Annotated in this window: 12 protein-coding genes, 1 pseudogene and 1 riboswitch; of the genes and pseudogenes, 7 read left to right on the plus strand and 6 right to left on the minus strand. The window is 37.2% G+C overall.

What is annotated here, in order from left to right:
• Positions 1–278 precede the first annotated feature (278 nt).
• The 5 genes and pseudogenes from BLP77_RS15285 (at position 279) to BLP77_RS15305 (ending at position 3,865) form a co-directional block, all read left to right on the plus strand.
• On the plus strand, positions 279–668 hold the full coding sequence (locus tag BLP77_RS15285; RefSeq protein WP_093857992.1) for a GntR family transcriptional regulator: 390 nt from the start codon (positions 279–281) through the stop codon (positions 666–668).
• Positions 665–1,543, plus strand: coding sequence for an ABC transporter ATP-binding protein (locus BLP77_RS15290; RefSeq protein ID WP_093857993.1), 879 nt, complete (start codon positions 665–667; stop codon positions 1,541–1,543). The genes BLP77_RS15285 and BLP77_RS15290 overlap by 4 nt, the downstream gene beginning before the upstream one ends.
• Positions 1,533–2,513: an ABC transporter permease gene (locus BLP77_RS15295; RefSeq protein ID WP_093857994.1), complete on the plus strand. Its 981-nt coding sequence runs from the start codon at positions 1,533–1,535 to the stop codon at positions 2,511–2,513. The genes BLP77_RS15290 and BLP77_RS15295 overlap by 11 nt, the downstream gene beginning before the upstream one ends.
• Positions 2,514–2,729: 216 nt before the next feature.
• Positions 2,730–3,236 carry a hypothetical protein gene (locus tag BLP77_RS15970; protein ID WP_093857995.1) on the plus strand — a complete coding sequence of 169 codons (507 nt, stop codon included), beginning with the start codon at positions 2,730–2,732 and terminating at the stop codon, positions 3,234–3,236.
• Between the two features lie 207 nt (positions 3,237–3,443).
• A pseudogene (locus BLP77_RS15305) lies at positions 3,444–3,865 on the plus strand (NUDIX hydrolase).
• 50 nt (positions 3,866–3,915) lie between these two features.
• Here the strand turns inward: BLP77_RS15305 and BLP77_RS15310 are convergent.
• The 3 genes from BLP77_RS15310 to BLP77_RS15320 form a co-directional block, all read right to left on the minus strand.
• Entirely contained in the window at positions 3,916–5,001 is a 1,086-nt protein-coding gene (locus tag BLP77_RS15310) for an AI-2E family transporter (protein WP_093857996.1), read from the minus strand.
• A gap of 183 nt (positions 5,002–5,184) precedes the next feature.
• A complete protein-coding gene (locus BLP77_RS15315) occupies positions 5,185–5,325 on the minus strand; it encodes an anti-repressor SinI family protein (RefSeq protein WP_093857997.1) in 141 nt (46 codons plus the stop codon).
• Positions 5,326–5,347: 22 nt separating this feature from the next.
• Positions 5,348–5,430, minus strand: a riboswitch (cyclic di-GMP riboswitch).
• A 130-nt stretch (positions 5,431–5,560) separates the two neighbouring features.
• Positions 5,561–6,115: a hypothetical protein gene (locus BLP77_RS15320; protein WP_093857998.1), complete on the minus strand. Its 555-nt coding sequence runs from the start codon at positions 6,113–6,115 to the stop codon at positions 5,561–5,563.
• A 448-nt stretch (positions 6,116–6,563) separates the two neighbouring features.
• Here BLP77_RS15320 and BLP77_RS15325 point away from each other — a divergent pair, with 448 nt between their 5' ends.
• Positions 6,564–8,048 (plus strand): APC family permease, encoded by a 1,485-nt coding sequence (locus BLP77_RS15325; protein ID WP_093857999.1) that lies wholly within the window; start codon positions 6,564–6,566, stop codon positions 8,046–8,048.
• A gap of 186 nt (positions 8,049–8,234) precedes the next feature.
• Here the strand turns inward: BLP77_RS15325 and BLP77_RS15330 are convergent, their stop codons facing one another.
• A complete protein-coding gene (locus BLP77_RS15330; protein ID WP_093858000.1) occupies positions 8,235–9,716 on the minus strand; it encodes a S8 family peptidase in 1,482 nt (493 codons plus the stop codon).
• Between the two features lie 406 nt (positions 9,717–10,122).
• Positions 10,123–11,493, minus strand: a complete 1,371-nt coding sequence (locus BLP77_RS15335; protein ID WP_093858001.1) for a S41 family peptidase — start codon at positions 11,491–11,493, stop codon at positions 10,123–10,125.
• A gap of 118 nt (positions 11,494–11,611) precedes the next feature.
• Here BLP77_RS15335 and BLP77_RS15340 point away from each other — a divergent pair, with 118 nt between their 5' ends.
• Positions 11,612–11,827 (plus strand): hypothetical protein, encoded by a 216-nt coding sequence (locus BLP77_RS15340; protein WP_093858002.1) that lies wholly within the window; start codon positions 11,612–11,614, stop codon positions 11,825–11,827.
• A gap of 621 nt (positions 11,828–12,448) precedes the next feature.
• On the opposite strand, the gene BLP77_RS15345 is transcribed toward BLP77_RS15340, so the two are convergent.
• Positions 12,449–13,354: an accessory Sec system S-layer assembly protein gene (locus BLP77_RS15345; protein ID WP_093858003.1), complete on the minus strand. Its 906-nt coding sequence runs from the start codon at positions 13,352–13,354 to the stop codon at positions 12,449–12,451.
• Positions 13,355–13,357 lie beyond the last annotated feature (3 nt).

The following is a 13,357-nucleotide window of genomic DNA, read 5'->3' on the forward strand; positions in this document are numbered from 1 at the left end:
TGGAGTCGCAATCAAGGAGTTGGAGTCGCAATCAAGGAGTTGGAGTCGCCAATCAAAGGATTTGATCCGCCATTCCAGGGAAACGATTCGCCAAAATCAAGAATCGACTCGCCATCACAAGGTTTCGATCAGCTGTCCCGAAGAAACGATCCGCCTGACATGAAGTCAATCCGCCAATCCAAAGACAGCCTCCACATCTATACTCTATATAATAAAGTGTTTGCAAGTGTATTAGTTTATATAGTACACTTGAGTCAGTCAAAAGTGAGGTGATGAGGTTGCACATTCAATTAGACCCTACCAATCGCAATCCTATATATGAACAAATTACTGAACAGGTGCGTTTACGTATCCTGCAAAAGGTGGTTGTGGCAGGGGATAAGGTGCCCTCGGTACGTGAAATGTCATCACAGCTCATGGTTAACCCTAATACAGTGGGGAAAGCTTACAAAGAACTAGAGCGGGAAGGTATTTTTGTGTCATACCGAGGTAAAGGGACGTTTATTAGTGAAGATGTCCATCAATTAGTCGTGGATAAGGAAGTGGAACTGTTGAAAGAACAGGTACAGCATCTTGTGGAAACAGCAATACGAGCTGGAATCACACAAGAAGAAATGAAACTTTGGATTGATGTAAGTTTTGATAGAAGGAGGGGGGAGCAAGCATGATTCGAGTGAGTGGCGTATCAAAATCCATCCATAAAAATAGGATTTTAAAGAATGTCCATTTTTCAGTTAGAAGTGGAACGATTACAGGTGTTGTTGGTCGTAATGGTGCTGGGAAGACGACGCTTCTCCGAATAATTGCTGGGATTTTATATCCGTCAAGTGGTGAAATCACGGTTAATGATCAAAATGTTTTTAAACAACCTGACGTGAAGCAAAATGTCGTGTTTGTCCCAGATTCTACAGATGCATTAAGAACCTATTCGATTAAAGAGATCGTCAAGTTTTATGAAGAGATCTATGACACGTTTGATCAGGAATATTTTTATCAACTTCTAGAAAAATTTAAGTTTACGAAACAAGGGAAAATTAAATATTTTTCTAAAGGACAGAAGGCACTTTTCTCTTTAATTCTAGCCTTCTCAACGAATGCTAAATACGTGCTGCTAGATGAACCGACAGATGGGTTAGATGTCATTATTAAGAAGCAAATTTTGCAATTTATCGCAGAAGCGGTTTCTGAACGCGATGTATCTGTTGTCATTTCATCACATCGTTTAGATGAATTAGAAAAAATGGCTGACCATATTGTCGTTCTGAAGCAAGGTAAGGTTGATTCCGAGCTTGAAATGGAAGAGTTAAAGAGTCAATATCATAAAATTCAAGTGGCCTTTGAGGGTAAATTACCTCAACATATTCGCGACCGTTCAGAAGTACTGAGTGAAACGGGCCGAGTCTCCGTTTTGTTAATCAGTAGTAAGGACGAAGAAACAAAGAAGATGATTGAGGATGCTGAACCAATTTTATACGAGGAATTACCGCTATCCCTTGAAGATATTTTTGTTGCTAAATTAGGAGGTGATCTCTATGTTTCCTAAAGCCTTATGGATGAAGGAATGGAAGCACTCGAAGGTTGTGAGTTTTGGCTTGTTTGTTGTTTTTATGCTAGGTTATCCTATCTCAGCTGGTTTAAATATTGATTCCTGGCGTATGATGAAAGAACAACGCGGAGGCTTCTGGGAAGAACAAGCCTACTACGCGATTAATGAACAATTTTCCCCTGGGTTCTATGGATATATTGCGGTCGGTGTGATGATCTTACTTGTTGGATTTTTAATCGGATTAGAAAAAAATACGAAACGTCATGATTTTATGATGGCTTTACCATTTTCGAGAACCCAAATTTTCGCAACCAAGTATGCTTTCGGTTTGATTGTCATGAGTTTATCATATAGTCTCTCATTTACTTTAGGCTATCTGGTGATTTACCAATCGGAGTTTCGTGACTTAATAGATTTAGTGAACATAACGGATGCCTTTTTTATACCATTAGCGGGGTATTTTGTGATTTATTCCTTTTTGATGCTTATCGGGGCTATTGCAGGTGAAATCAAGTCTCAAATATTGTTAAGTATCATATTTTTGTTTTTTCTACAAGGATTTTTAGTTTTATTATCGATGTTCTCAGAAATACACGGATTAAACCTTCAAATTTTTGAGTTAGATTTTATTTTTGAGGATTTATTTTGGTTCAGTTATTTAAATATCATGACGGATTCCAATATCGTTATTCCATTATTATTTGGAATCATCTTTACAGCATTAGCATGGTTCTGTTATCAACGATCACCATCCGAACATAGTGGCGAGTTTTTAATGTTCCGCCAATTACATCCGCTGTTCGCCGTCGGTATTCCAATATGCAGTGCATTATTAGGTGGTTTAATCGTCATTAGCGTCATTCCATATAATTCTGGAGAAGGCTTAAAGATTATGGTGTATTGGATTGGGTTTTTAGTGGCCATGTTCTTTTCCTGGAAGGTAACGAAGCGCTTGCTTAGGATGTAGCGAAAAAAAGCTCGAGGGAAGTAATGGGTCTGTTTTACACACGTGAGTTCATACTTGAATTCACGTGTTTTTTGCGGATTTGGAGACTCTTAAAATCGTATTTAATTTTATCCTAGTAAATAAACTTTTTATTAAAAAACACTTCCTTATATTTCATTCAGTTTAAATAAATGGTATGGCATTTATGACAATTAATGGAAAAGGAAGTGAAAAAAGGTGTACCGGAATAGATTTGTTCGATGGATAGATGATCGTATAACATCTTTAGAATCCAATCAGAGAAGAATTTATTTTGTGTGGATGTCCATACTTCTATTATTTTCGTTAGCAATTAGCATCGATTACTATTATCAATTAAACAAAAACAATGACAAATTTGACATTGTGCAAACTTCTGATGTTTTTAATACACCTTTGATCTTGTCACTTATATTAGCTGTCTCCATAATTATTTTGGGAGCTATAATTATTGTGGTTCCATTCTCAATTCCTAAACGGATTAAGTTTGATCGGTTAGAGATTGAAATGAATAACGAATTAGAACATAAAACGTTGAGTTTAAGAAGGCGAGTAGCATTTATATCTAGCATTGTGGATAATTACGAAGGTATATTATATGAAATTTTAAGGAACAAAGAAATCAATATTGAAGATAAGTTTCATTATTTAGAATCCGTTTCTTTTTTTCTTCCATATACAGTTTTAAATATTTGTTATATTTGATCGAGAACACTCCTAATACTGGAATTAAGTTTCTTGTTATATTCTTATTGTTTGTTATTCTTTATATGCCTACACGAGTCTGGAATATAATATTTTTTTACTCTAAAATGAAAATATAATTCATGATATTTTTTGGAATATTATGTTAGAATCTATATAAGAATCAGTTTAAATTAAGGAAGCGTTGATTTAAAAGGAGTGGGTTAAATGGCGCCGCTGAAACATATCATTTCAGCTGCTACGATTGTTTTAAACGATCAAAATGAAATCTTATTGATTAAAGGACCTAGAAGATGATGGGAAATGCCAGGTGGACAAGTTGAAGAAGGTGAATCATGAAAGGGTGCTGCCAATAGAGAAACAAAGGAAGAATCGGGTATTGATATTGAAATAGAAAAATTTTGTGGGGTTTTCAAAATGTCAGTGGTTCAATATGTAATACCATGTTTTCGGGAAAAGCCATAGGAGGAGAGCCAACTACTAGTCCAGAAAGTCTAGAAGTAGGTTTCTTTCCAATTCATGAAGCTTTAGAAATGGTTAAATTGAATAACTTCAAAAAAAGAATTGAATATACCTTGAAAGTTTTCATCCTTTTTATGTTGAACGTTAAGTTGAAATATGGAATTTGAATAGTAAAAACGATAAAAGAGGAACTTGGCTTAATTCCAAGTTCCTTTTGTTAATCAAACATCTCTTTATTCCGTAATTTAATGATGCGGTAAATATGACTGACGATGACTTTACCAACTGCATACGTTGGAACAGCTATAATCATCGCAACGATACCTCCAAATTTACCAGCAAATAATAGTAAGAAAATAATAGTAATCGGATGGATTTTTAATTTACGTCCCATAACCTGCGGCGAAATTAAATTACTCTCGATTTGCTGTGCGACAACGGCAACGATCACAACGAGTAATGCCTGAAACGGCGATTCAAGTAGACCGACGATAACCCCAGGTGCCGTACCAATCCACGGCCCAAGAAATGGGATAAAGTTCGTAATTAAAGCAACAAAAGCTAAAATTAAAGCAAATCGCAAATCAATGATGAGATATCCAATATAGATTAAAATCCCGACACAGACGCTCACGATAATTTGGCCTTGAATGTAGGAACTTAAGGCATCATCCATCTCATCTAAAATTCCACCAACTTCATCTTGATACTTTTTAGGTAAAAAGCCTAAAATTCTTTTCGGTAAACGTTCGCCATCCTTTAATAAGTAAAAAAGAACAAACGGAACGACAATCATAACGATTAAAATATTGGCAACGACACCTATATAAGTGGTGATATGGCTAGCAATATTTGATAGTATTTCTGTTAGCTGACCCTCAAGTTGCCCTAACCAATTCGTAATCGCATCCTGTTCAGGTGAAAAGGTTGCAAACCAATCACTACTTTGAACCGCCAGTAAAAATTCATTCACTTCATCAATGTAGTCCGGTATGTCATTTGCCAGCTTTTCAATTTGGCTTTGTAGCTCGGGTGCAATGATGGTAATTAGTGCTGCTAAAAGCCCGATACCTGTTAAAAACACTAATAACGTCGCGACTGATCGTGGCATTTTTTTATCTAATAAATCGACAAGTGGCCGCGTTAAATAGTATAAAATACCCGCAATAATTAACGGCGTGAAAATCGTTTGAATTAAAACAAAGATTGGATGAAAGATAAAGTCAATTTTGGTTGATAAATAGATGATGACCATGATGATGATAACTGCATAACCTATTCGAAACCATTTTCCATTCGGCACTAGTCCACCAACTTTCTGAAAATTAACATCTATGTATCATTGTAATATAGTAAATTTTGCTAGTCTACAATAAAGCTATGTATCTATTATTTCCATGTGAACATATTTTAAACCTAAACAAAAAAGGTCCGTGAATGCAAATGATTCACGGACCTATGACGTTTGATTACGATGCGAGTTCAATTAAATTGTACGTTGATGTTCAAGAAAAGTTCTTATATCTCTTTTACTCATGCCAAGTTCTTTTGCTTTCTTGATCAGTGTAACCCAATCCCGATCTAATTGATTCTCTGATTTCTTTTGCTGGTGAACCATGGTTACCATACTTCCTCTCCCCCAAGCTAGATGAGGCAGCTGTGCTATCATAGGAAAACCCTTAGACCACACGCTTTGCGTCGCTCTTTTTCAAGAGGTTTGCCATTTTCTGCATCGAAATCAAATATCTATTTTAATTGTATAAGTTATATAGTAAAAAAGTTACCCCCTTTTCATCCAAAAAATGTACGATTATTTTACTATTTTTTCAAGTAATTTAGGTTAATTATAACGGATTTGTCGATTAAAATCGTTTCTGATCTTCTATCCACGCATTGGCTTCTTGAACGAGATCATTTTTAATACTTCTTTTGGTTCTTGAATATTTTCTTTCTAGTTGTTTAACAGGATTGGTGGTATAACCGAATTGTTTTAGTTCAGATAAATAGGTCTGAAATAGCTCATTAAACTTTTCGTCGATTTGTCGTTCTAACTCATCGGCCTTTTTTTCGTATTTGATAATCGTAACACCTAATGTTAGTGGATTGGAATCTTCATTCACTTCATTTAATACATCTTGTTTAAGTTGTTCAATATGGTCAATGGTTTCTTGTTTGAGGTTTTCGAATTTCGATTCATATTTTGAAGTGATGTCGGTTAGTTTAGGTTTTGTGGGTTGTTCCAATTCGTCTATGTATAGAGCTTCGTCAACCCATTTTCTACTATCGTTTTCTTCTTGTGGGACATGTTCTTCAAGATCTTGCTCAACCTCATTTTTTACAAGGCGGTCAAAATATGAGAGTCCACTGGTCACAACAACATAAGCTATGATCACAAGGGCCAGTAATATCATACGCATTGGGGTTCATCTGCCTTTCACTTGGTCGGTAGAAGGTACTAAAATTCACCCTACCTTGAACGGTAAAACGGTTGTTTATAATGTCCTCAACATTTTCGTCAAAAAAATATGGATTTATACAGAGTTTTTTGGGAAAAATAATATTCGGTATTCGAAATTATGACAAATCAAGTCAAAATTTTTACTGTATTGGAATGTCATTCATAAAAAAGGTTTATAACTGAATAACCCTTTGAAATACGCCAACTTAATGTGCAATTGTCAATTTTAATGGTGATGACTTTAAGTGATAAAATAAATCTTGTCGATATTTTTAATATTTTTTGGCAATTTAGAGATCTTACCTGCATAAGTGCAACTACGTCTATGAATTCGCCTAAAAGGCTCGTCAATCGACGAGTTTTCTTTAAAAATATTGATTAGAAAAAAGAATAAAGGGGTTTTTATTTTGAGTTCTGGTAATAGGGACTTTACTAGAAAAAAATTAAGTAAAACGCTTAAGCCACATTGGGTCTGGGCGATTGCCTTAGGTTCATCTATCGGTTGGGGATCCTTTGTCCTCCCAGCGGATTGGATGCAAGGTGTCGGACCAATGGGCGTTATTTTAGGCTTAACAATCGGTGCAGCGTTAATGGCAATCATTGCAATTAGTTATGGTGTACTTATTAAAAATTACCCTGTATCAGGTGGGGAATTTGCTTATGCCTTTTTAAGCTTGAACAGAGTCCATGCTTACATTAGTGGATGGTTCCTGACACTAGGTTATATTTGTATTGTTGCTGTGAACGCAACGGCATTCGCTTTAATGTTAAAATTCGTATTTCCAGACTTCATTGAAAATATGAAGATGTATGAAGTAGCTGGATGGGATGTTTATTTTACTGAAGTTATTTTTGTGACGTTAATTGTTGGAGTATTTACTTGGTTAAACATAAAAGGCTCTGGATTATCTGGACGCATGCAATTTTTCTTCTGTTTAGTTTTATTATTAGGAGTCTTTACTTTAACGGGTTTAATGACAACAAACGAAGCAACATCCTTTAGTAATATGACACCAGCCTTTGATCCTGGGACAACACCAATTGCGGCTATTTTGACAATCGTTGCGATTGCACCGTTCGCTTATGTTGGCTTTGACAATGTGCCACAAGCAGCGGAAGAGTTTAAGTTCTCTGCTAAGAAAGCCTTAACGTTAATTATGTTGGCATTGGTATTTGGTGCCTTAATTTATTCATTAATGATTGTTACGACAGCTGTTGCAACGCCATGGCAACAAACTTCAAGTGCAGGAGCCCTATGGGGAACAGGGGATGTTGTAACAGAGGTCTTAGGTACTGGCGGTATGGTGATTTTAGTCATTGCCCTATCAATGGGTATTTTCACTGGCTTAAATGGTTTCTTAATTTCCGCAAGCCGTGTTTTATTCGCGATGGCTCGTGGGAAGGTGTTACCGGAATCTTTTGCTAGATTACATCCGAAACACAACACACCATACTTTGCCATTATTTTCGCAGCCTCAGTTGCTGTCATTGCACCGTTCTTTGGTCGTAACGTATTAGGTTGGGTTGTAGATATGTCGTCAGTAGGTGTATCGATTGCCTATTTCTACACATGCTTCACGGCATTCAAAATGCTTAAATGGAGTGAAAACGATCCTAAATATGACAATACATTACACATTGTGTCGCCTGGAAAGAAAGTGGTTGCAGTACTTGGTATGCTATCAAGTGTTGGATTCCTAGGATTATTACTAATCCCAGGTTCACCAGCCGTTTTAGGAATGGAATCGTTTATCGCTTTAGTGGTTTGGGTTGTACTAGGATTTATTTTCTACATGGTTAGAAGAAGAGAATTACAAAGCTACGATCGTGAAGACTTGGCTTACTTAATTTTAGGTAAAAAGAAGTTTAAATTAGGTGAAGAAAATAATTAATATTTAAATTAGAAGGCGGGATGCTTAAGGCATTCCGTCTTTTTAGGCAGGTAAGGTAGTATAAATTTTAACTTACCTGCATAAGTGCAACTACGTCTTTGACTTTGCCTAAAAGGCTCGTCAATCGACGAGTTTTCTTTAGAAGTAAAAAACTCTCGCGAGGAATTCGCGAGAGTTTTATCATACTTATTGTAATGCTTTTACAGCGTTTAAGTGGCCGTTACCAAATTTCTTACGTTCTTGGCCTTTTACTTTATCGACGCCATCTTTAAGAAGTGCGTGCTTCACTTGGGAAGGTTTTATATTTCCATTGTGCTGGTCGATGATTAGACCTGCAACAGCAGAAACTTTAGGCGTTGCCATTGAAGTTCCGACACTGAAGTAGTAGCCTGTATTAGATGCACTATCTGCACTTAAGTTAAACTCCCAGTAGTGCATTAAGTTATCTAGGTACTCATCTAAACGACCTTCCGCGGCATATTGATCATATAAACGAGTATCTCCACCTACAGTCGCGATATCAATTTGACCTGCACCGTAATTAGAGTATACAGCTAATACATCCTCTGGACCAGTTGCGGAAACGTTAATCACGTTAGACAGTTGAGCAGGAACTGTTTTGGCTGTTCCACGGAATTGGACGTTTTCATCTCCGTATGCTTCGTTTAAATATTCCATCACTTGATTGTTGTTGCTTAGGTTAAGTGCGTCGTTACCAGCAGCCACAACGATCATTGAACCTTTATCTGCTGCATATTGTGCTGCACGTTTATAAGCAATGAAGTCGGCTACATCATTTCCTGCGTTTTCCCATTTGCCAGTTTCAGGGTTTTTAACAAATGTTTGTCCAAACATATCCCATCCGCCAAGGCTCATAGATAATACATCAGAACCGTCATCAGCAGCTGCAATCATTGCTTTGTAAATCCAAGCAGACTCTGCAGAACCTGTACCGAATACACGATAAGCACGAATGCCTAAATCAGGAGCTACACCTAACATTCCATTACCGGCACCTGCGATTGAGCCTGAGACGTGACTTCCATGACCATGCTTATCAATAAAGTCATTGGGATCTCCTGTTTCATTAGGCTCTTGACCTTGGAAACCACCTTCTGGAACAAAGTTTTTTGAACCTGGAAGTAGGTTAGGGGCTAAGTCAATGTGATCAGGATTGATACCCGTATCAATCACGGCTACAACGGTATCATGAGAACCAGTATGTTCAGCGTAGCTGGCACCATCTTGAGTGATGCGGTGCATATCCCATTGAATTGGCCAAAATTGTGGCGTTTGCTCTAAACCGGTCTCATCAAGTAAATCACCAGATAAGTCTCCCTCTAAATCACCAGAAAGCTCGCCATTAAATTCGATTCGCTCTGATTCTGGAAGATTCCATGTAAGAGAAGGGGTTGCTGCTTGAACAGAATTAAGTCCTTGAATTTGGTTTAAGTCTTCGAAGCTACCTTTCACTTGGTAGAAACCAATTTCAGGTACTTCATAAACAATTTCTGCATCTGTTAAGGCCAGATCTTCTTTGAATTGTTCGACTTTACCATTGTTTTTTAGTACAACCGAGTAAGTATCTTCAGTTTCGGCTTGTCCAAAAGTCGTAAACGAGAATAGTGCGATTGCTAGTGTAGCAATCATTGAAACAAGAATTCGCATTCCATTACCTCCTAAATATTTTTAATAGTGCAACTATTATCTTCTTTTTTATGAGTCTAATTTCCTTCAAACTATTGCTCCATTTCAATTTTGAGTCATATTACCTATGTATTTAATAATAATTATTAAATGATATTAATTTTATTTTTTTGAAAAAATATGTATGAAAAGTTCAATTTTAAGTAAATAAATAATGATTATTTATCAAGCTTTAACCATTGTTTTCATTATACAAATATAATAAAATAATAGTGACCTCGATCATAAGGGTTATTTAGACGCTATCTTTTTATTTGGCCTCTCACAGTGGGTGGGAGGTCTTTTTTTTTTGCTTTTTCCGAGTGGTGTACTTGGGTTTTAAAATGCCAAAAAAAGCTGTACCTCATTTGAGATACAGCTCTAGACTTTATTTTGATTTAACACTTATTCTTACGATGACGCCTGATGTGGCACGCTGTCTATCTTGATCCGTCCAGCCGGGTTGAATATACATCGCATATTCTCCCCCAGGTTGGAGAGGTGATGTTGGTGTCACTTGATATTGCTTCTCTCCGAGATATTTAACATCAAAATCGATTTGCTCGCCGCCGAGTGTTGCGAGTTTAACTTTTTCCTCAAATGATTCGAGGTCTGCCTCACGATTTAATGTAATCGTAAATTGGTGATCAGGTGCAATATCCTTTAAATGATTTAAAACCTGATAATCGAATTTTTCATTTAATTCATTCCAGTGGGCATCTGCTAGTGGTGTCTTTGTTTCGATATCTGGATTCACACCGACCTCATCGATTGCATTTCCTAGCGGAGATAGGAAGGTCGCGACGGTAAGCTTAAGGATGCCATCCTCTTCGGGTAGTTGGATTAAGCTTTGCATACGACCTTTACCAAACGTAGTTTCACCATATAATGTCGCTTTATCATAGTCCTTTAAGGCCGCTGCAAAAATTTCAGATGCACTGGCACTATAAGGATTGATTAATAGATTAATAGGTTTATTGAATGTTTCTTCCTGCTCAATCGTTTTATAAACTTCTTGATGATTTTTGTAATTGGCAATCATTGAGTTTTCAATACCAGGAAACATGCCAAGCAGTTGTTGAGCAGCCTGTAAATATCCGCCACCATTAAAACGTACATCTAGGATCCAACTGTCGACATCGCCCAATTGCTGTTTATGTTCTTGGATCAGTTCGGTTAAATTTTGTGGAAATGATTGAAATTGAATGTAGCCAATATTTCCAGCTAGTTTTTGTGATGTCACAATTGGAACTTGAATTTCTTGGCGCGTCACATCTAATGTTATGATTAATCCATTTCGATCAAGTGTTATTTTGACGGATGTATCTTCAGGCCCACCGATTAGAGATGCGATTTCTTCACTCGACTTTTCTTCTAATGCAACGTCGTCAACGTATGTTATGATATCGCCAGGTTTTATGCCGGCTTCTTCAGCTGGTGAATCCTCAAAGACATTGCGGACAAAAACACCTTCTTCGACAAGTTCAAAGGAAATCCCAATTCCAACAAAGGATTGGTCGATATTACTCATAAACTGCTCATATTCTTCTGCCGTATAATATGTACTATAAGGATCGAGCTCTTCAAAGACGTCATCAACTGAGTTTTCAAAAATCGCATCATTAACATCTTCAAAATAGTATTCTTCGATGTAAGGTTCAACATCTTCTGTTGTAACAGCCTCAACCGACATAATCGTCGCTGTGAAAGTTAATACTAAAACAATAAAGGCCGTCATCATTCGAAACACGTGTTTCATAATATTCCCTCCGTTATTCGACAAATTACAATACTTTATATTAGAATTATTATATAATAAGAAGAACTTTACAATAGGTTGTCCTCGTTTTATGATATTTCTAGGAGGTTATTTTCAAATGTCAAAAAAGAAGTTGAGTATTTCCTTAGATGCTGAAGTGTACAAAGAAGTAGAGCTACGTGCGAAACGATTAGGAATACCAAAGAGTTCGTTTGTTTCCTTTGCTACTAGTTATTTTTTACACCAGCTTGAGTCCAATGAACAATTAATTGGTCGTAATGTTAATGTTTATGAGCTGTTAAAAAATAATATCGGATCACAAAAGGATTATTAAAATAGATGGGACTGGCCGACTCTTAGAAATGGGAGTTGGCTTTTTTATTTGGCTCAATTAAAGTCTGCTGTTGTTATGGTGATAAGCTTTCGGTGGACGCTTTCCGCGGGCACGGCTCAGCCTCCTCGGCAAAAAGTCACTGCCTGTGGGGTCTTGAGACTCGTGCATTTCCCGCGACGCACACGACGTGCTAGTGTCGGCGTTGGCCACAAATGCTACTTGCGTTACATCCTTGCGTAAGTTTGCGCCGAGTAACCGCAGGCGCAGGACGTGGCCGCCTTTAGCCGACCAGGAGTCTCCACCTTCGCTCATCACCCATACAACAACTTAGTACTGTTTCACAAATATCAACACTAAACGCTAACAGAGCCTTTTATTTAAATAATGTCGTTCATTCATAAGCACTTGCCAGAATTAAAACTATTGTTTAGTGAATATCCAGACTCATGTACAAAGAATCCAGAGTCTAAGTCAGGTAATCCAGACTCATGACTAACTATTCCAGAGTCGGGAATCAATAATCCAGACTCATGAACAAAAAATCCCGAATCGAAAGCTAATGATCGAGACATGCAGACAGACATAAATAAACCCCACTTACTTAACGCAAGTGGGGTTTATTTAGTTTTGAGGCGGGTAAGCCTTCCATTGAGATAAGTCGGCATCAGGCTTCATAATTAAATCTTCAGGGAAGATGAAGTTCCACGGCTTACTCGTGTTGGCTGTAACTTTAAAATCTTCCATTTTAAATCCACCTTTAGCGACGGTATCGCCAGCTTTGTCCTCCACAACTAATGGGATTTGCTCTAAATTGATTTCTTTTTCACTACCGTTTCGGATGAGAAGGGTTACTTGTAAATTTCCGCTATCTAGGAATTTACAGTCGAGTCCCATGAAGTTAACTTCACCTGGTTTAGGTGGGTTGACGCTTTTCGTAATCTCTTCAAGTTTTTGGACGTCTTTGCTAGCTAATGAATTTTTCCATGAATCCGCTAGTTCTAGCTGATGCTCTTTTCGTTTTTTCTTCAATTCAAAAGCGAGCTGGAAATCTTCTGTTGGGATATCACTCACGTTTACAAATAAATCTTTTTCCTTAAATTCAAAGATCCACGGACGGCTTGATTGTGCTGGAAGATCTCCTAGCTTGGATAAATTAAATGATTTACGACCGAGCTTTTTACCGTCATGATCAAGTAACACGATGGATGTTTCATCGAGTTTGATTGTTTTTGAGAGTGAGTGGCGTACGAATGCGCCAACGACGACACGTTTATCATCGACAATATTTAATTCAAAACCAGCCAGTGAAAGCTGGTTAGGCTTTAAAGGTTCTAGACCATTGTTTTGAAAACGATAAACGTATAAATCTTCTTCCTCGATTTTCCATTGTGGATGTATCGATAGCTCTGGAGAAACCTCCTGTTCACCCGAGTCTTCATCGACTTCATCAACGAGTTGGTCGGCATCGATGGATGTATCTTTTCCTTTTACTTTCGAGTCTTGTCGTCTTTTAAAAGGGTTTAACATGTG

Origin of the sequence: Tenuibacillus multivorans, assembly GCF_900103915.1 — a bacterium.
Lineage (GTDB): Bacteria > Bacillota > Bacilli > Bacillales > Alkalibacillaceae > Tenuibacillus > Tenuibacillus multivorans.